Below are 20,123 nucleotides of genomic sequence, written 5' to 3' on the forward strand. Positions count from 1 at the left end.
TTACCTGCACCGCCTATTGGTTGTTCGGATTTTCGTCTGTAAAAATACTTCTGTCCCAGCCCCATTAAATGTGGAGACAGGGCAATCTTCTTTCTTAGTTCCCGGACAGAAAAACACACAGCACCATTCAGGTACTGTGTGTTTCAATCAGCTGATTTTAATTCTCCTGTCCACTTCGGACGAGACCGATTTCCTCAACGGCTGTCCCAGGAACAGGAATGGTCAGCCAGTCGTCTGCAATACGGGCAAACGACTCGCCGCTGCCGGTTGTGAGAAAACGATGGGCCGGTTTCCTGGATCCCGTAAAAAGAAGTCCATTGTGAAACATCAGACCGCTGACTTCACGGGCAGTTTCATCTCCGGAACAGATAACCTGAATACGGTCGCCTGCATATTCCTGGATTACATCCTCAAGAAGAGGATAGTGGGTGCATCCGAGTATGAGACTGTCAATGCCGGTTTCCACAATCGGCTCAAGCGTCTCTGCAACGACCCTGGCCGCCTCGGGGCCTGAAAATATGCCTCTTTCAACCATGGGAACAAAACGGGGACACGGCAGACTTTCCACCTTGACTTCGTCGTTAATACTGCGGAGAGCCTTTTCGTATGCACCGCTCAGGATCGTCCCAACGGTGCCGATAACACCGACATGATCATTTTCAGTCGCCTTGAGGGCCGCTGTTGCTCCCGGGTTAATGACCCCGACGACAGGAATATCAAGCTTTTTTTTCGCTTCTTCAAGCACCACTGCAGTAGCGGTGTTGCACGCAATCACGAGCATTTTAATATCTTCGCGCTGCAGGTAATCGATCATCTGCCACGTGTATTCCCTTACTTCATCAACCGGGCGTGGACCGTACGGGCAGCGGGCTGTATCACCTATATATATAATTTCCTCTTTCGGAAGCTGACGGATCAGTTCGGAAACCACGGTCAGTCCGCCAACTCCGGAATCAATAACACCGATCGGTTTGTTCAATGCTGGTTGTTCCTTTCTCTCCTATGACTGAATTAAAATGACTTCCAGGTCTTCGCATCCTTTTTCATTTCATCAAAAAGGTAGGATAGACTCCGGTCAAGAAAATCTACATTTTCCGGGGAAAAGTCATCGAGAATCCCCTGAAGGTATGCCTGACGGCGTGTGATAACTTCTTTAATGATTTCCGCCCCTTTATCAAGGAGATGAATCCGGACAACACGACGGTCATTTGTATCTTTTACCCGTTCAACGAGTTCGTTTTTTTCCATACGGTCAATGAGATCCGTTGTTGTGCTGCATGCGAGGTACATTTTAGACGACAGTTCTCCGATTGTCATATCACCATATTCATGGAGCCACTGAAGTGCAACAAACTGAGGTGGCGTAATCGGAAACTCGTTTAGAATTTCCCGCCCTTTCTGTTTTACGATATCTGCAATCATCCTGAGTGATTTTTCAATGTCGGCAACCTGCTGTTTTTTAATCGTCTGTTCTGGCATAAGCTTTACCCTCCTGATGACCCGGCGGTCATTCATTTCAGTATTTTCAGCTTCCGTTACTTTGCATGAAAACCGCCTGTTGATGACTAAGGAGCTGAATATGTATCTACTTCCGGTATATCCGAATCGCAGCTTCCTTTCGGGAAGCAAAGGATCGTGATTACTCTTATTCTCCTTGTTTTCAGGTATCTTTTCAAGTGTTTCAGCAGAAATAGCTTATAAAGTTTTATGCCTCACCTATTTCCCGCTCCCTATTACAGACCTTCTCCCCCCGAACAAAAAAGCAAAACCCCCGCAGATCATATCTGCAGAGGTTTGGTAATTACGGGTGTTATATAACCTCAGACGGAAAAGTCTCTTCAATGAAAGCCTTCACATCGTCTGCAGTTTCCATATCAAGTGCTTTTTTCGCAGCTTCTTCAGCTTCTGCTCTGCTCAGTTTTGAAATCTGGCTTCTGGCAGGAAGAACAGACGTTGCACTCATACTGAACTCATCAAGACCAAGTCCGAGAAGGAGCGGAATCGCCACTTCATCCCCGGCCATTTCCCCGCACATACCGGCCCATTTGCCTTCGTTATGTGCAGCGTCGATCACCATCTTGACGAGACGGAGTATCGCCGGATTATAAGGCTGGTACAGGTAGGATACCCGCTCGTTCATCCGGTCCGCTGCCATTGTATACTGAATAAGGTCGTTTGTGCCGATACTGAAAAAGTCAACTTCCTTGGCAAAGGTGTCGGCCATTACAGCAGTTGATGGTATTTCCACCATTATGCCCACTTCAATCTCATCGCTGACATCAGTTCCATCGGCTTTCAGTTTATCTTTTTCTTCAAAAAGAATCTCCTTTGCCTGTCGGAACTCTTCAAGTGTAGCGATCATTGGGAACATAATTTTCAGGTTACCGAACGCACTTGCACGAAGCAGTGCCCGCAGCTGTGTACGGAACATATCGTCTTTTTCAAGGCAGAGACGAATAGCACGGAAACCGAGAAACGGGTTCATTTCTTTTGGAAGGTCCAGATACGGCAGCTCTTTATCACCGCCGATATCAAGCGTCCGGATCACAACCGGCTTGCCGTCCATGTCCGAGATGACTTTTTTATAGGCTTCGAACTGCTCTTCTTCTGTCGGCAGCTCGTCACGTCCCATGTAAAGGAATTCCGTGCGGTAAAGACCGATCCCTTCAGCGCCATTATTAATGACACCTTCAAGGTCATCGGGTGTACCGATGTTCGCTGCAAGTTCTACGTGGTGACCGTCCTCTGACTCGGTTGCATCATTCACGAGCTTGGCCCATTCCTTTTTCTTGGCAGCAAACTCCTCCTGCTTTTTACGGTAAAGATTGATCTCATCTTCAGTCGGATCCACAATGACCGTACCTTCAATTCCATCCACAATCATCATCGTATCAAATTCCGCTTCACCGGTTACTTCTTTTGTACCTACGACAGCCGGGATTTCCATGGAACGCGCCATAATTGCAGAGTGTGATGTACGGCCACCGATATCCGTGGCGAAACCTTTTACAAATTCACCGTTAAGCTGGGCAGTATCAGATGGTGTAAGGTCATCAGCAATGACCACTACTTCCTCGTCAATTTCAGCAAGGGAAACAAGTTTCTTTCCGAGAACGTGGGCGAGCACCCGCTTGGACACATCACGGATATCCGCCGCACGCTCCTGCATGTATTCGTTATCCATGTTTTCAAACATGGACACAAACATATCGGAAACTTCCTTCACCCCGTAACCTGCATTTACGTTTTCGTCCCTGATTTTCCCGCGGATCGCATCCACGAATTCAGGATCACTTAACACGAGGAGGTGAGCGGAGAAGATTTCAGCATGCTCTTCTCCCAGGTCGTTGAGGGTCTTTTCTTTGATTTTTTCGAGTTCTCCCTTGGCGGAAGCCAGAGCGTCGTCAAACTTTTTCTCCTCTGCTGCCTGGTCCTCTGGTTCTGTCTTTTCAACAGTAAGGTCAGGAGTTTCAAGAAGAAAAGCCTTGGCAATGGCAATACCGGAAGAAGCCCCGATTCCGGTTAATGTTTTGGACATTACTCAGCCAGTCCTTCTTTCATAACTTCCTCAAGGCCTTTAATTGCTTCCTCTTCATCGGATCCTTCTGCCTTAATTGTTACTTCAGCACCCTGACCGACACCAAGGCTCATTACCCCCATGATGGACTTGAGATTAACGGATTTGCCGTTATGCTCAAGAGTGACTTCGGACTCATATTGTCCTGCTTTATTTACAAGCTGCGTAGCCGGACGCGCGTGGATTCCTGTTTCTGCTGTAATCTTAAAGTTCTTTTCTGCCATGAGAAAACACTCCTTCTGGTTTTAAGTATTATTTTGATATTTCTATGATTCCTGTATCCCCCAGGGAAACAGAGCCTTGCTTCTGAAGCTTGACCGCTTCACCCTCCTGCAGGTTTGTAAATACGACAGGTGTCATTAAAGAGGGAACCCTCTCTCTAATTTTGTCCAGATCAACCTTTAATAAATCCTGACCCTGTGTAATGCGTTCGCCTTCATCGACAAACGTTTCAAACCCGTCTCCTTTGAGGTTGACTGTATCAATACCAAAGTGTATCAGAATTTCATGTCCGCTGTCAGCCTCAATGCCTATTGCATGTTTCGTTGGGAAGACATTCATTACTTTACCATTAACCGGCGATTTGACAAGACCGTTTTTTGGATCAATGGCAAAGCCGTCTCCCATCATTCGGCCCGAGAACACCTGATCAGGTACATCGGAAAGATCGGTCAGTCTGCCCTCAATCGGCATGGCAAAGGAAAGAGCCTTCTCTTCAGGATTCGGATCCTCTCCGCCATCCCCGGGAACGATCTTTGTTTCATCAACTTCCTGTTCATCAAGGTCTTCCTGAACCTCTTTTCCATCAATTAAATCCTTAATCTGCCCTTTAATGGCATCGGATTTCGTACCAAAGATAGCTTGTATATTATTACCCACTTCCATTACACCTGAAGCACCTAATTTTTTCAGCTCGTCTTTGTCCACCTCGCTTTTGCTGTTCACCGTTACACGGAGGCGTGTAATACAGGCATCCAGCTTACTGATATTCTTCTTACCCCCAAGAGCTGAAAGAACATCACGGGCCAGACCTTTGGACGGTTTCGCTCCTTCATCTCCGCTTTCTGCATCCTTCTCCCGTCCGGGCGTCTGAAGATTAAACTTACGGATGGCAAAGCGGAAACCGAAGTAGTACATAACCGCAAAGACAAGACCTACAGGAATTACAAGCCATGCGTTTGTTGAGAAGTTCCAGTAAAGAATATAATCGATAAAGCCTCCGGAAAACGTGAACCCTGCCTTCACATTCAGCAGATCCATAGCCACAAAGGAGAATCCTGCAAAAATACAGTGGATGAGGAACAGGATCGGTGCTACGAATAGGAAGGCAAATTCAATCGGCTCGGTGATTCCCGTCAGAAAGCTTGTTAGAGCTGCAGAGCCCATAATACCGGCAACAGCCTTTTTCTTCGCTTTATCTGCTTCATGGTAAATAGCCAGCGCCGCTGCCGGAAGTCCGAAGAGCATAAATGGAAACAGCCCTGCCATAAATGTCCCTGCTTCCGGGTCACCTGCAAAATAACGGTTCAGGTCACCGCGGACCGTTTCTCCTGCCTCGGTTGTATACTGACCGAACTCAAACCAGAAAGGCTGGTAGAAAATATGGTGAAGGCCGAACGGAATAAGAATACGCTGGCCAAACCCGAAAATAAAGGCTGCAAGAGTGGTTCCGGTTTCAGTTGCCAGAACACTGAGATAATCGATCCCCTGCTGAATTGGCGGCCAGACAAAAACAAGAATGGCACCGAGTCCGACACTTACCGCTGCAGTGATGATTGGAACGAATCTTTTACCACCGAAAAAACCGAGAAACTGCGGGAGATCGATCTTATGGAATCGATTGTAGAGATACGATGCGGTGAGACCGATAATGATCCCCCCAAATACCCCCATCCCCAGTGTTTCCATACCGAGGACGGTTTCGGTTTCAAGTCCTCGGTAATCCGCAAGAATGGCCAGTGTCTGGTTCATAATCAGATAACCGATGACTGCTGCCAGTCCGGCCACCCCATCACCGTCCGAAAGTCCAATGGCAACACCTACGGCAAAAATGAGTGCCAGGTTTGCAAAAATGATGCCTCCGGCCTCTGTCATTACCGGTATATCGAGCACATTTTCATGTCCCAGCCCGAGCAGGAGTCCTGCCGCCGGAAGAACCGACACCGGGAGCATCAGAGAACGGCCAATTCTTTGAAGAAGGCCAAACAGATTACTGAAAACGCTGTCTTTACTTACTGCTGTACTCATAAACATTCCTCCTTTTCCTGTGGTAACGCTGTCAGATAGAATAATAATTTGCAGAAAAACAAAAAAGGCACGAGTAAAAAATGATACACGAATTCCGAGGTCGGCAGCGGCACCTGTTAGAGTTAGGTATCCCCAGCCAGCGGTTCGTATACACCTTTTTACTCATGCCTGATCGAATCAGTAACACGTAAAAGTGTTATTTATGATGTTAGGAGCCTCTGAAGATGCACCGTGATGTAAACGGTTTCTGCTTCGGGCACAGATTTCTGCAGTTCATGCTGAATTATTCTGATCAGCTTCCAGGAAAGATTGTAGCACACCGGATATTCCTGTTTCAAGAGCCAGGCGAGTTTTTCCTGGGTCTCACCGGCTTCCCCTTTCTCAACACGGTCAATGACACGCCTTAAATGGCTCAGCAGCCTGGCATAGTCGATACTCTGCCTGTCGATTGTAATTTTCAGCTGATCCTGAATTACTTCAATAAGCCTTCGGAGCAGTCCCGCATGTGCATTAACGGCTGAAAGAGGCCTGTCCGATAAAGCGCTGTGAATATGAAGGGCAACAAAGCCGATTTCTGCTGAAGGCAGTTCGGTCTCCAGTTTTTTATTCAGGAAATTCACCACTTCCTCGGCAATCTGGAATTCCCGTGGATAAAGGAGTTCCGTGTCCTCAAGAAACGGATTCTTAATTTCGAGCCCCTGGCGGATGCGCTTTACCGCAAATGCAATATGGTCGGTGAGACCGATATGGATGTGTTCGTTCAAGGGAATATCAAGTCTTTTCCTGATAAGCAGAATGGCTTCGGAAACAACTTCAAGCACCACAGGATCCAGATCCTGTACAAGTTGCTTGTACAGTTCCTGCTCCTCCGGGCTGAACAGTTTGAATACCTTTTCAAAGTTATCGTCATGAAGACGATCTCCCTGTTTTCTGCCAAAACCGATTCCTTTGCCGATCAGAATAAATTCCTCTCTGGATGCACCCCGGCTCACGACAACATTATTATTCAGTACTTTTTCAACGGTATAGTTCTGGGACATGGCCTTTCCCTTTCCTCTGCAAATCTCCGTATTAGCATAAGCCAAGGCTCCCACTGTGTCAATGCTCGCACATGCCCCGGAACAAGTCTTCTGCGTGTGAATACAATGAAACCGGCTCCCTTTTACAGAAGCCGGTTATCACTATATTTTCAGTTCTCCTAGTCGGATCAGTTCGATGACTGCTTGCGAGCGCCCCTTTACTCCAAGCTTCTGCATTGTGTTGGATATATGATTTCGTACAGTCTTTTCAGAGATGAACAATTCTGATGCGATTTCTTTAGTTGTCTTATCTTGTACCAGTAGCTCGAATACTTCTCGTTCTCGTTTGGTTAATAGCGGTTTTGGCCGGAAATCGTGCTCTTTCAATCATTTCACCCTTTCTTGCATGGGCTGTTCGTACGTTGGCGGGTTGAATAGTATTTAGTCATGTTATCTTATGTCATCCGCCGGATGGGTGTGACTTGCGAATAAAAGAAGAGGCACGAATTTCCCGTTTATTTTCGGGGCTTTTTAAAAGAACCGGCTGACTGTATGTCCAGCCGAAGACGTTACCCGGCTATCGCCTGTGAAGCTTCCAGCTTCTCCAGAGCAGCTTTGCTCCAGGACAGCGGTTTCCCGCTCGTCCGGGAAACCTGAACCATGCGGCCCCTTCCTGTCATGCATACTTTGCCTGCTTCATTGGTGATAAGATAATGCAGGTCAATGGATGAATTTCCGATCCCTGCCACCTTCACGTGGACTTCCAGGTTTTCGTCAAAGAATACCTGTCTCTTGTAATCGCAGTGCAGATCCGCTGTGACAGGGATTCCCTCTCCCCCTTTTGCAAACCACTCTTCCCCAAAGCCGATGTCCTTGAAAAAATTAATACGGCCCTGCTCAAAGTAGACAAATGAAACGGTATTATTCAGATGGCCGAATGCATCCGTTTCGGAAAAACGGACCGTGACCGGATAGCTGTGACTGAATTCCGACTGCCATTTTTCCAGGTCTTCGATGTAATCAGGCAATGCCATTAACCTCATCCCTTTCTTTCATTTATATGAATGAACAATCATTCACTGTGTGTTTGCAGGAAAAGGACAGCAATTGTACTGTCCTTTCCAAATCAGGCTTTAGAAGTTGTTGTCACTTCCGAAGAAGTTTTTAAATGATTGCAGTGTGGTATCGCGGTTAAGTGCAGCAATGGATGTTGTAAGCGGGATGCCTTTCGGACATGCCTGCACACAGTTCTGGGAGTTACCGCAATTCGACAGACCGCCGTCTCCATCCATCAGCGTATTCAGGCGTTCCGCTTTATGCATCGCTCCAGTTGGATGAGCATTAAACAGACGCACCTGGGAGAGGGCTGCCGGTCCGATAAATTCGGACTTGTCGTTTACGTTCGGGCAGGCCTCAAGACAGACACCGCACGTCATACACTTGGAAAGCTCGTAGGCCCACTGGCGCTTCGCTTCCGGCATCCGGGGACCAGGCCCCAGGTCGTATGTGCCGTCGATCGGTACCCAGGCTTTTACACGCTTGAGGGAATCAAACATCCGGCTGCGGTCAACGACGAGGTCGCGGACAACCGGGAATGTTCTCATCGGTTCAAGACGGATCGGCTGCTCAAGCTGATCCACAAGGGCTGTACAGGACTGGCGCGGCTTGCCGTTAATGACCATCGAACAGGCACCGCACACTTCCTCCAGACAGCTCGCTTCCCAGGATACTGCTGTTGTTTCCTCTCCCTGGGCATTGTACGGGTTCCGGCGGATTTCCATAAGCGCGGAAATGACGTTCATATTCTCACGGTAGGGAAGTTCAAACTCTTCTTTATAGGATTTCCCGTCCTGATCTTTCTGACGGGTAATAATTAAACGGATTGTTTTTTCGCTCACGATTTAACACTCCCTTGTTTCTTAGACGTGTAGTCACGTTTACGAGGCTTAATAAGGGAAACATCAACATCTTCGTACTCAAATTCAGGGGCTCCGGTCTCTGTGTTCATTTTTGCTTTCGTTGTCTTGAGCCACTCATCGTCGTTACGGTCAGGGAATTCAGGCTTGAAGTGGGCGCCGCGGCTTTCGTTACGGTTGTATGCACCTAGGGTGACAACCCGGGCCAGGTTTAGCATGCCGTCAAGCTGACGTACAAAGGCTGCACTCTGATTGCTCCATTTTGCCGTATCGTCGATGTTAATGTTTTTATAACGCTCAAGCAGTTCCTGAAGTTTTTCGTCAGTTTTAAGAAGACGGTCGTTTTCACGAACCACTGTTACGTTGTCCGTCATCCATTCACCGAGCTCCTGGTGAAGTTTAAACGCGTTTTCGTCTCCATCCATCTTAAGGATGTCCTCAAACTGTTCCTGGTCCTTTTTAAGCTGGCTGTCAAACACCTGGGAACTGAGATCCTCGCTGGACTGCTCAAGACCGCTGATATACTCCACCGCTTTCGGTCCGGCAACCATTCCGCCGTAGATGGCAGAGAGCAGCGAGTTTGCTCCAAGACGGTTTGCACCGTGCTGGGAGTAATCACATTCACCTGCTGCAAAGAGGCCGGGGATGTTTGTCATCTGATCATAGTCAATCCAGAGTCCGCCCATGGAATAGTGAACCGCAGGGAAAATCTTCATTGGTACTTTGCGCGGGTCATCTCCCATGAACTTTTCATAGATCTCCATGATTCCGCCAAGCTTTACATCAAGCTCTTTAGGATCTTTATGGGAAAGATCAAGGTACACCATGTTTTCCCCGTTAATACCGAGCTTCTTGTCCACACATACAGAGAAAATCTCCCGTGTGGCAATGTCCCGAGGTACGAGGTTTCCGTATGCAGGGTATTTCTCCTCAAGGAAGTACCATGGCTCGCCGTCTTCGTTGTATGTCCAGACACGGCCACCCTCCCCGCGGGCAGATTCACTCATAAGACGCAGTTTGTCATCCCCGGGAATCGCAGTCGGGTGAATCTGAATGAATTCCCCGTTTGCGTAGTAGGCACCCTGTTTGTAAACAGAAGCCGCCGCATAGCCTGTATTAATCATGGAGTTCGTGGATTTACCGAAGATAATTCCAGGTCCTCCTGTTGCAAGAATCGTAGCATCCGCACGGAACGACTGCATTTCGGAAGTACCCAGATTCTGGGCTGTAATTCCCCGGCAGCGGCCGTCGCTCTCGTCAACAATAGCGCTGAGGAACTCCCAGCCTTCGTACTTCGTAACAAGACCGGCCACTTCATGGCGGCGCACCTGCTCGTCCAGAGCGTAAAGCAGCTGCTGACCTGTAGTGGCACCGGCAAATGCCGTACGGTGGTGCTGCGTTCCACCAAAGCGTCGAAGGGCAAGAAGTCCTTCCGGTGTACGGTTGAACATAACGCCCATCCGGTCCATCAGGTGAATGATTCCCGGAGCTGCATCACACATTGCTTTTACCGGCGGCTGGTTGGCCAGGAAGTCCCCTCCGTATACGGAATCATCAAAGTGCTCCCATGTGGAGTCCCCTTCCCCCATCGTGTTCAGTGCTCCGTTAATACCGCCCTGCGCGCACACAGAATGGGAACGTTTCACCGGAACGACCGAAAATAAATCTACTTTCATGCCGGCTTCTGCGGCTTTAATTGTCGCCATCAGGCCTGCAAGGCCACCGCCGACAACGATAATTTTTCCTTTGCTCATCTGTAACACTCCTTCTCATAGTGCATGTCGAAGCGGCTTAAAAACCTGCTTCATACCGGTTTCTGACTGATTAAACGAATGCCAGGATGGAAGCTACACCTACGTAGGTAAGAGCGAGGAACACTCCAAGCGTGACATACGTTGAAATTTGCTGTGAACGGGGTGATACCGTAATACCCCACGTAATACCGAAGGACCATAGTCCGTTCGCAAAGTGGAACGTTGTTGAAACAATTCCGATAATGTATGCAATGAGGGCTACAGGGTTTTCCACAATGTTAGCCATCATATCAAAGTTTACTTCCTGCCCCATAGCGGCTGCAATCCGTGTTTCCCACACGTGCCAGGCCATGAAGATCAGAACGATTATGCCTGAGATTCTCTGAAAACGGAACATCCAGTTGCGGAAGTAGCTGAAGTTGTTTGTGTTGTGGCGCGCCTGGAAAGCAATGTAGATTCCGTAGATTGCGTGAAACAGAATCGGAAGGAAAATAATGAAGATTTCCATCGTGTAGCGGAAAGGCAGGTTTTCCATGAAGTTAACTGCCTGGTTATATTCAGCTTCACCCCGTGTGGAAAAGTAGTTCACACCAAAGTGGACGATAATAAAAAGACCTACTGGAATAACACCCAGCAAAGAATGCATTTTTCGCAAAAAATACTCTCGATTTTGTGCCATCGGTTCTTTCCCCCTGTATTAGTTTTAAATTTTCTGAACAGGTATGTGATACTTTGTCTTACTGGTCCTTCCTTCGAGCCCCCTTCACCGGACTTCTCTCCCTCATCTTTTTCAGTCATTTTTCGTCAAATCCCAAGTTCTTACGATTTTTTGACAATTTATATTGTACTCCCACTAAAAGTGGCTCGTCAAGAAAGCGGATACAGAACTTATTTTAACAAAAAAACGTTCAAAGGGACACAATCCTAGACTTTTTCTGAAAGAAAATTTCCCCTTTCCGATTCGTCTTCTGCCAGATCGTGGAACTTTCAGCATATCATGTTCCTTCCAGGAGCCGGGACAATTGAATTATAACCACTGCCTGTGACTGACAGAAAAAATACGTGCGCAGGCAACGGAATGCCGGCACACGTATTTATTTAGACTCTCGTACTTTTTTAATATACCTTTATTCCCCTTTTTATCTTTACCCAACAATAATTCTCTCTGTCGGATATTTGTAGAGCGTCTTCTGTTCCCGCCGTCGAATGGAGAAGAGGAATGCCACCAGTCCGACACGGCCGATAAACATGAGAATCATCAGCGTGTTCTGACTTGCCTGAGTCAGCTCACTGGTAATTCCCATTGAGAGCCCGCATGTTCCGAAAGCCGAACTGACTTCAAAAATAATCGGCATCAGGGCAATCTGATCCATGTCCTCAAAATGTGCCAGCAGCACGATGGATGTGAACAGCCCGACGATAAATACAGATAGTACAATAAAGGCTTTCTGTCTGTCTTCAGGGTGAATCTCCCGGCCGAACGCCTTGACATCGCTCCGTCCCATGGCAAAACTCCGGATGGTGAGGAACATTACAGCCAGTGTAGTTGTCCGGATTCCCCCACCCACACTGGAAGGGCTGGCACCGATAATCATCAGTCCGGATAGAAGCAGTAGGCTTGCCAGTCCAAGATCACTTACGTCCATAACTGCCAGCCCGCCACTCCTGGCTGTTGCTGAATTGAACAGGGAGAAAAACAGCTGCTGGTGCCAGCTGAGCCCATCGTAGTATTCGTTTCGTTCCAGGATCCAGAGACCGATAAACCCTACTGCAAGCACGATGAAGTACGTGGACACTGCAATTTTTGTAAACAGGCTGAACCTGAAACTGTTATCCTTTGAAGTAAGGTACTCCTTAATTTCCATCAGAACCGGAAAGCCGATGGCCCCTGCAATAATCAGGAGGATATTTACGATCTGAACGAAATAGTCATCTGCAAATGGGATCAGCGACTGGCCCGTGACATCAAAACCGGCGTTCGTAAAGGCCGAAAGTGCACCGAACGCCCCCTGATAGTAGGCTTCCAGCGCAGTATCAAAATAATTCAGGTAGTATGTACCGAGTATGAGGGCACCGATAATTTCAATTCCCACGGCCACAGCCAGAATTCCCCGCATGAGTTTTACAAGCCCCGAAAAAGCAATCTGGTTATGATCGACCATGATCAGCATACGCTGTGACAGATGAATTTTCCTTCCGAATATCATCCATACAAACGTTCCGATGGTCATGACGCCGATTCCCCCGAGCTGAATGGCAAGGGCCAGAAAGAGGACTCCCCACCCGCTGTATGTTTCCGAGACATTTACCACTGTCAGTCCGGTTACACTTACAGCGCTCACAGAAGTAAACAGGGCTTCCGAGTAACTCACCGTCACCCCCTCCTGGGATGAGAACGGGAGAAACAGCAGAACGCTGAACACGAACATGGCGATTACATATGCAGTTAAAATGATTCGAAATGGTGTTAGAAGTTTGGAAAAACCGAGTTTCATCGCCGGACCTCCATCTATATTCGCGACTTAGTATACCACTGAACTGAAGTGGTTTCTATGAAAAATCTGTAATTTTTCCCCACTGCTGTTCTGCTCACTCGCCTTTGTACGGATTTCCACACCAGTGCACCAGTTCTCCCTGAAAAACGGTTCGAATTTCTTATCCTGCAGACAAAAAGCTGTGATAAGATGGAATCAGACATCAAACCGGTCCGATCAGCCTGGTTCAGGCTCCATCATAATGACCGGCCTGGTTAGAACCGGCATGGAAAGTAGGCGACAATTATGTCTAATCAAGATGTAAAGCAGGCTGAAAAGGAAAGGGAAGAACAGCAGACTGAAGCTGTACTCCCTGATGGAGATTTCAGCCTTGACCTGATTCGAAACGAACTTATCCCCGAGCTTCTCGGAGAGCACGAAGAAGCAATCCTCTACTGGGGCGGGAAGGCTCTGGCCCGGAAACACCCGCAGAGTTCCTCCCGGGATACAGCGTCTTTTTTCTACCGTGCAAAATGGGGAGTCCTCAAGCTCGTAAAGGAAAAAAAACAGCAGCAGATCTTCGAATTGACAGGAACCCGGCATACGAAGGATAGAAAGTCTGTGTCTTTAGAGTGCGGCTTTCTTGCCGAACAAATACAGAACCAGACCGGCTGCCTTGCTGAAGCCGCGTATGAAATCCGCAGACAGAAACCACTGACCTATGAAATTACCGTCAGGTGGGACAAAAAAGACCCTGTCGATACAGACTCACAATAATAAAAATCCCGCCGGCGTATTTAACCCGGACGGGATTTTCTTTTTTTCACAGTCTATTTCAGTTTTCGCTGCAGGCGGACGCTTTCCGCGGGAGTCCCCGCAGGGCTCAGCATACGGAGGCCTGCCGGCATCGCCGCGGAAAGCGAGCGCTCGGCGTAAAGCGAAGCTTCCTTCCTGCTCGGCAGAAGCTCAGTGACGTTTAAACATTCACCTCAACACGCTCATCGAGCTCAAAAAATGTATGCAGCGCTTCAACTGCGCCGACCATTTTTTCCTCCTCAACTACAGCGGATACTTTAATTTCCGATGTGGAAACCATCTGCACCCGCACACCCTGTTCCGAAAGCACACGGAACATATCGGCAGCTACACCGGGATTGGAGATCATTCCTGACCCGACAATGGAAACCTTTGCCAGACGGTCAAAATGATGAACGTTCGTATACTGCAGTTTTTCCTGATTGCGTTTCACCACATCAAGGGTATCATTCAGTGCCTGGGTATGAATGGAAAATGCCACATTGATCCGGCCGTTTTCCGTCACCTGCTGAATAATGATATCCACATTAATTCCGGACTCGGCAAGGGACGAAAACAGATTGGACAGTGTGTCCACTTCATTCGGCATCCCTTCGACCATCACCTTTGTTACAGCACTTTCAAACGCCAGACCACGAACTACGAGATTCTGTTCCATCGATGCTTCCTCCTCCACGAGCGTACCTTCTTTTTCAACCATGCTTGATTTTACAATAAGTGGGATCTGATAATTTTTAGCGAACTCCACCGCCCGCGGATGCAGGACCCCTGCTCCAAGGTTGGCCAGTTCGAGCATTTCATCGTAGGAAATGCTCTGCAGCTGTCTCGCTTCCTTCACCACACGGGGGTCGGAAGTGTATACTCCTGTCACATCGGTAAAAATAGAGCAGCTTTCCGCCTTCAGTGCAGCTGCCAGAGCAACAGCCGTTGTATCCGAACCGCCCCGTCCGAGAGTGGTAATTTCCCCGTCAGGTGTCATCCCCTGAAAGCCTGCAACAATAACAACTTTTCCTTCCTTCAGATGAGACTCAATGACATCGGTTTCGATGTCGGTGATCCGGGCATTCTGATGCACCGGTTCAGTGCGGATGCCCGCCTGCCAGCCTGTAAGGGAAACTGCATCGATTCCCTGTTCCTTAAGAGCCATCACCATCAGGGAGATTGTTACCTGTTCTCCGGTACTCATGAGCATGTCCATCTCACGTTTATCAGGATTATCACTCAGCTGATGGGCAAGATCCACCAGTGTGTCCGTTGATTTTCCCATAGCGGAAACCACCGTAACCACATCGTATCCTTCGTCTTTTGCCTTTTTCACCCGTCCCGCAGCCCGGCTGATTTTTGCCGCATCTGCTACTGACGTACCGCCAAACTTCTGAACAACTGTTGCCAATCAAAACGCCTCCTCAGTTTTTTACACATGAAGACATATCTGCACCATTTATCTGACTTTTCCGGCGCGGAAGCTGTACCTCTCCGCGCGCAGAGGACTGATTGGGAAACAAAAAACGGCAGCAGGATCACAATCCCACTGCCGTACCGACTACGATATCACACGCGTCGCCCGGTGAGATAGTTCTCCACACAACAAATCGTTGTATGACAGCCCTGCATCTCTTAGATGCAGATCCAGTAAAAAAACGATTGAGCCGTTCCTTTACTTCGGCGTCCGTTCCTTTCACGCAGCATCACCGGGTCTCAATCCCCTCAGATGCGCTACTCTTCACGTACGCTCCTCTATCAGTCACTTCATTGGCTGAAGCTGATATTCAACTGTTTACGAGTGTACCAGACATCCGTACAGACAGCAACAGATTTCTGCTTATGAATTTCCGCTGTCTTCGTCCAGTTTCTTCCTGAGACCGGCTGCCACTGAGGCCGGAAGCCCGGCTTTACGGAAATCATCCTCGCTCGCTTCCTTGATGCGTTTAACGGAACCGAAGTGCTTCAGAAGTGATTTTTTTCGTTTCTCACCTATACCCTCTACCTCATCCAGCACGGAAGTAAACATTCCTTTTTTCCTTACGTTTCTGTGAAAAGAGATGGCAAAACGGTGCACTTCATCCTGGATCCGCTGAAGCAGATAAAATTCCTCACTCGTCTTTTTCAGAGGAACGACCCGCGGCGGATCCCCGATCATCAGCTGGGAAGTCCGGTGCTTCTCATCTTTTACTAGACCGCACACGGGAATGGCCAGTCCAAGTTCATCTTCCAGAATGCTCTGGGCAGCCGAGATCTGCCCTTTCCCCCCATCGATGACAATCAGGTCGGGAAGGGGCTGTTCCTCTTTAAGAAGTCTCAGATAGCGCCTGCGGACAACCTCCCGCATGGATTCATAATCATCCGGTCCCTGAACGGAGCGGATCTTGTATTTCCTGTAACTCTTTTTATCCGGTTTGCCATCGAGAAAAGACACCATCGCAGATACCGGATCCACACCCTGGATGTTCGAGTTGTCAAACGCCTCAATTCTGTGGGGCGTTTCGATCTGCAGCGCTTTTCCGAGTTCATCGACAGCCACGATCGTTTTCTTTTCGTCTCTCTCTATCAGATCAAACTTCTCCTTGAGAGCAATCGAAGCGTTTTTACCGGCCAGCTTGACGAGTTCCCGTTTCTGGCCTTTTTTCGGCTTGAAAGCTTTCACGTCGAGAAACTCAGTGACCAGTTGTTCGTCAGCTTCCTCAGGGAGAAAGATTTCCTTCGGCTTTTTATGCTGGGGATCGTCGTAGAACTGCCCAATGAACGTATAGAAGTCATCCTCCACTTCCTGGTACATGGGAAACATGCTCACGTCACGTTCAATCAGCTTGCCCTGGCGGACAAAGAAAACCTGAACGCACATCCAGCCTTTATCGTAGCTGATTCCAAAGACATCCCGGTCCACCAGATCGGTCAGGGCCATCTTCTGCTTTTCCATGACCGCTTCAATATGCTGGACCTGATCGCGAAGCTCCTTTGCACGTTCAAAATTCAGTTCTTCTGCTGCCTGCTCCATTTTCTGAGTAAGCTCTTTCTTAATTTCCTTGTGTCCCCCGTTCAGGAAACGGGTAATCTGGCTCACCAGTTCCCTGTTTGTTTCCTGCGGAACATCAAACTCACACGGAGCCAGACACTGACCGATATGGTAATAAAGGCAGACTCTGTCAGGCAGCGTCCGGCATTTCCGAAGCGGATAAAGCTTATCAAGCAGTTTTTTAGTCTGATTGGCCGCAAAGGCATTCGGATAGGGCCCGAAATACTTCCCCCCATCTTTCTTCACTTTCCTCGTAGTGATAAGGCGGGGATGTTCCTCGCTCGTGATTTTCAGATACGGATAGCTTTTGTCGTCCTTTAACAGAACGTTGTAGCGCGGCTCGTACTTTTTAATCAGATTCTGCTCGAGTACGAGGGCTTCAACGTTGGATGATGTAACGATATATTCAAAATCGCGGATCTCTGAGACGAGCCGCTGTGTTTTCAGATCATGAGAGCCGGTGAAATAGGACCGGACCCGGTTTTTCAGCACTTTTGCCTTCCCTACATAAATAATGGTTCCATGCTTGTTCTTCATCAGATAGCATCCGGGATCGTCCGGCAGCAGGGACAGTTTATCCTTCAGGGTATCCATTGGCCGTTCACCCCCGATTGTATGTTCGTCTTTCTATCTTATCACACAGGGCGGCGGGCGGGAAAATGGTGTGATTTACCTCGTTGATGCCGGCATGACAACAAAAAAACTGCCCGGCTTTTATACCGGACAGTCCGTTTTTATTTACGCGTGTTTGTTAAGAAGTTCAGCAAGAGCTTCCTTAGGCTGGAAACCGACTACCTGGTCGACTTTCTCACCGTTCTTGAATACGAGCAGTGTAGGAATGCTCATAACGCCGTACTGGCTTGCTGTTTCCTGGTTTTCGTCAACGTCGATCTTAACGATCTTCGCTTTATCGCCCATCTCTGCGTCAAGCTCTTCAAGAACCGGCGCAATCATTTTACAAGGGCCGCACCAAGGTGCCCAGAAGTCTGCAAGTACGAGTCCGTCACTGACTTCCTGGGAAAAATTCTGATCTGTTGCATTTGTAATAGCCATAATAAAACTCCTCCTTAAAGGGTTTGATTCTCCCGTTTAGTATATCATTTTTCCTGGCAATGTTGCGGGTAACCGCATTTTGCGGATTGCAATTGCTATTTTATCGAAATTCTGCCGTTATGCCAAAACATATGCTCCACAGGTGTAAAACGTTTTTTTATCATCCGGTTTCCCGTTCCTTTCCACCTGCAAAAATCGACGTAAGCTTGTCCTTGGCGGGCTGATATCCCTTATGGGCACTGATTTTGAGGGCAATGTAGGACAGCCAGGCACCGTAAATCAGTTTAGAGAAGATGTCCGCGATGGTGTAAAGAATCTGGCGGACGGCAGCCCCGTCTGCGGAAAAGGAAAATACGGGCATAAGATACGCAGCCAGGTACACGTTCCATGAAATCAGCTGGAAAATAAACAGTTTTCTTACAAGCGGCACCACGTGAACCGGAACCTGGTCACGCTGCCTGAAGTACACATCATAGAGAAGCCAGAGGATGGGAATGTAGGCAATGGACCCCACAATAAACCAGAACCAGTACTGAAAGGTGGAGGTGACTTCGTGCATCATCCCGATGTACCCGGTCCAAACCATCACCGTGCTGGAAACCACAAAAATGACTGTGTTTCGTACAAAGATCTTCCCTCTGATTCCAAAAACAAACATGGGCTGGGTCAGGAGAAGGGGCAGTGTAATAAACCAGTTGAAGTAACGGAAACCGTTTGAAAATGTCTGCTCCATCTCATAAGCTGAACCGTTCCAGGTAAACGCGTCATTCCATGAGGAAAACTGCCTGAACAGATTCAGAGCAGCTGCAGCCATGATGAAACACGAAAGGATGGTCGCTGTTCTCAGCTTTGGGTGAATGTCCTTCTGGGCAAATGCAAAATAAACAAGACCCGCTGCATGGGCAACAAACCCGAGTGTAAGGACATGGGCTATAAGATCGTGCTGCATGGGGGTGTAGGTAAACATGTTTTCAAAGTTGAGTCCCGGCTGGGAAGCCAATGACATTCCGGCCAGCTCCTTTACGCAGTGATTTCCATAGTCTGCCATAAAGAGACCCGGAATATTCCTTTTTGCAGAATTGTGCCTCTGCAGACGAAACTCCACTTATGACGATAAAAAAACTGTTTTCGGAAAGTTTGATGTTTTATTCCGCTGCAGGCGGACGCTTTCCGCGGGCATCGCTTCATAATTAATTTGAGGAATAGCAGCAATCTGCACGAACGCAGCGTAAAAAAAGACCGGACGCTTCAGAAAAAGCATCCGGCCTTTTATAATTATGATTTGACTACAACGTTTTTGAACTCTTCCGTCAGCTTCGGTACCACATCGAACAGGTCGCCCACAATACCGTAGTCGGCAATGTTGAAGATCTCTGCTTCAGGGTCCTTGTTGATGGCAACGATTATTTTGGAGTTGGACATACCGGCCACGTGCTGGATCGCTCCGGAAATACCGACTGCAATATAGAGATCAGGCGTGACAACTTTACCTGTCTGGCCGATCTGAAGGGCATAGTCACAGTACTCGGCGTCACAGGCACCGCGGGATGCTCCGACTGCTGCACCGAGAACGTCTGCAAGCTCGTCAAGAATCTTGAAGTTGTCTCCGCTTTTCAGTCCCCGTCCACCAGCAACGATGACATTTGCTTCGGACAGATCCACTCCGGAAGCTGTGTTGCGGACAACATCCTTAATAATCGTGCGGATGTCCTTGATGTCCACAGTGAGCTCGCTCACATCTCCTGAGCGGGACTCGTCTTTTTCAAGTGGAGCAATGTTGTTCGGGCGGATCGTCACAAAGACTTTCCCATCAGCCACTACTTTCTTTTCAAATGCCTTACCGGAATAGATTGGTCGGGTGAAGATGACTTCCTCACCGGCCACTTCAATCGCGGTTGCGTCAGATACAAGGCCTGAGTCAAGGCGTGCAGCCAGTTTCGGCGCCGCATCACGGCCGATTGACGTATGACCGAGCACCATGCCGTCCGGATCTTCCTGCTCGAGTACTGCCTGAAGGGCCTGGGCATAACCATCCGGCGTGTAGGATGCAAGCTTATCACTTTCCACTACCACGGCACGGTCGGCACCGTACTGGATCAGCTCCTGCGCGAGACCGCTTACATTTTCACCAAGCAGAACGCCGACAACTTCTCCGCCTGCTGCAATTTCCTTCGCTGCTGCTACTGCTTCATATGAAACGTTACGGAATTCTCCGTCACGAATTTCTCCTACTGCTAACACCTTTTTCGTCATC

18 protein-coding genes and 1 riboswitch are annotated in these 20,123 nt (G+C 48.4%); of the genes, 1 reads left to right on the plus strand and 17 read right to left on the minus strand.

The window, feature by feature from the left end; translation table 11 throughout:
- Positions 1-157 precede the first annotated feature (157 nt).
- From racE to FGB90_RS11465, 12 genes are all read right to left on the minus strand, one after another.
- Entirely contained in the window at positions 158-979 is an 822-nt protein-coding gene (gene racE / locus FGB90_RS11410) for a glutamate racemase (RefSeq protein WP_138810966.1), read from the minus strand.
- Positions 980-1,011: 32 nt separating this feature from the next.
- Positions 1,012-1,479 carry a MarR family winged helix-turn-helix transcriptional regulator gene (locus FGB90_RS11415; protein WP_138810967.1) on the minus strand — a complete coding sequence of 156 codons (468 nt, stop codon included), beginning with the start codon at positions 1,477-1,479 and terminating at the stop codon, positions 1,012-1,014.
- A gap of 331 nt (positions 1,480-1,810) precedes the next feature.
- A complete protein-coding gene (ptsP, locus tag FGB90_RS11420; RefSeq protein ID WP_138810968.1) occupies positions 1,811-3,538 on the minus strand; it encodes a phosphoenolpyruvate--protein phosphotransferase in 1,728 nt (575 codons plus the stop codon).
- Positions 3,538-3,801, minus strand: a complete 264-nt coding sequence (locus tag FGB90_RS11425; RefSeq protein ID WP_110516240.1) for a phosphocarrier protein HPr — start codon at positions 3,799-3,801, stop codon at positions 3,538-3,540. The genes ptsP and FGB90_RS11425 overlap by 1 nt, the downstream gene beginning before the upstream one ends.
- Before the next feature lie 28 nt (positions 3,802-3,829).
- On the minus strand, positions 3,830-5,824 hold the full coding sequence (ptsG, locus tag FGB90_RS11430; RefSeq protein WP_138810969.1) for a glucose-specific PTS transporter subunit IIBC: 1,995 nt from the start codon (positions 5,822-5,824) through the stop codon (positions 3,830-3,832).
- A gap of 200 nt (positions 5,825-6,024) precedes the next feature.
- A complete protein-coding gene (glcT, locus tag FGB90_RS11435) occupies positions 6,025-6,864 on the minus strand; it encodes a glucose PTS transporter transcription antiterminator GlcT (protein WP_138810970.1) in 840 nt (279 codons plus the stop codon).
- Between the two features lie 141 nt (positions 6,865-7,005).
- The gene (locus FGB90_RS11440) at positions 7,006-7,230 is read right to left on the minus strand and encodes a helix-turn-helix domain-containing protein (RefSeq protein ID WP_110519602.1); all 225 of its coding nucleotides are present in this window, start codon (positions 7,228-7,230) and stop codon (positions 7,006-7,008) included.
- Between the two features lie 182 nt (positions 7,231-7,412).
- Positions 7,413-7,877, minus strand: coding sequence for an acyl-CoA thioesterase (locus FGB90_RS11445; protein ID WP_138810971.1), 465 nt, complete (start codon positions 7,875-7,877; stop codon positions 7,413-7,415).
- Positions 7,878-7,976: 99 nt separating this feature from the next.
- Positions 7,977-8,741, minus strand: a complete 765-nt coding sequence (gene sdhB / locus FGB90_RS11450) for a succinate dehydrogenase iron-sulfur subunit (protein ID WP_210237236.1) — start codon at positions 8,739-8,741, stop codon at positions 7,977-7,979.
- A complete protein-coding gene (gene sdhA / locus FGB90_RS11455; RefSeq protein WP_138810973.1) occupies positions 8,738-10,513 on the minus strand; it encodes a succinate dehydrogenase flavoprotein subunit in 1,776 nt (591 codons plus the stop codon). Before sdhA ends, sdhB begins: the two co-directional genes overlap by 4 nt.
- 70 nt (positions 10,514-10,583) lie before the next feature.
- The gene (locus FGB90_RS11460) at positions 10,584-11,192 is read right to left on the minus strand and encodes a succinate dehydrogenase cytochrome b558 subunit (protein WP_138810974.1); all 609 of its coding nucleotides are present in this window, start codon (positions 11,190-11,192) and stop codon (positions 10,584-10,586) included.
- 466 nt (positions 11,193-11,658) lie between these two features.
- Positions 11,659-13,008, minus strand: coding sequence for a TrkH family potassium uptake protein (locus tag FGB90_RS11465; RefSeq protein WP_138810975.1), 1,350 nt, complete (start codon positions 13,006-13,008; stop codon positions 11,659-11,661).
- Positions 13,009-13,293: 285 nt separating this feature from the next.
- Between FGB90_RS11465 and FGB90_RS11470 the strand changes: the two genes are divergently transcribed.
- A complete protein-coding gene (locus FGB90_RS11470; RefSeq protein WP_138810976.1) occupies positions 13,294-13,764 on the plus strand; it encodes a YslB family protein in 471 nt (156 codons plus the stop codon).
- A 199-nt stretch (positions 13,765-13,963) separates the two neighbouring features.
- On the opposite strand, the gene FGB90_RS11475 is transcribed toward FGB90_RS11470, so the two are convergent.
- From FGB90_RS11475 to FGB90_RS11495, 5 genes are all read right to left on the minus strand, one after another.
- Complete coding sequence (locus FGB90_RS11475) at positions 13,964-15,196, minus strand: aspartate kinase (RefSeq protein WP_138810977.1); 1,233 nt, start codon at positions 15,194-15,196, stop codon at positions 13,964-13,966.
- Between the two features lie 172 nt (positions 15,197-15,368).
- A riboswitch (Lysine riboswitch) is annotated at positions 15,369-15,551 on the minus strand.
- A 74-nt stretch (positions 15,552-15,625) separates the two neighbouring features.
- Positions 15,626-17,410, minus strand: coding sequence for an excinuclease ABC subunit UvrC (gene uvrC, locus FGB90_RS11480; protein ID WP_138810978.1), 1,785 nt, complete (start codon positions 17,408-17,410; stop codon positions 15,626-15,628).
- A gap of 144 nt (positions 17,411-17,554) precedes the next feature.
- Positions 17,555-17,869, minus strand: coding sequence for a thioredoxin (trxA, locus tag FGB90_RS11485; protein WP_138810979.1), 315 nt, complete (start codon positions 17,867-17,869; stop codon positions 17,555-17,557).
- A gap of 160 nt (positions 17,870-18,029) precedes the next feature.
- Entirely contained in the window at positions 18,030-18,875 is an 846-nt protein-coding gene (locus FGB90_RS11490; RefSeq protein ID WP_171051795.1) for a bacteriorhodopsin, read from the minus strand.
- A 269-nt stretch (positions 18,876-19,144) separates the two neighbouring features.
- Positions 19,145-20,122 carry an electron transfer flavoprotein subunit alpha/FixB family protein gene (locus FGB90_RS11495; RefSeq protein WP_138810981.1) on the minus strand — a complete coding sequence of 326 codons (978 nt, stop codon included), beginning with the start codon at positions 20,120-20,122 and terminating at the stop codon, positions 19,145-19,147.
- Position 20,123 lies beyond the last annotated feature (1 nt).

The sequence above is a fragment of the Alteribacter natronophilus genome (assembly GCF_006007885.1).
GTDB lineage: Bacteria > Bacillota > Bacilli > Bacillales > Salisediminibacteriaceae > Alteribacter > Alteribacter natronophilus.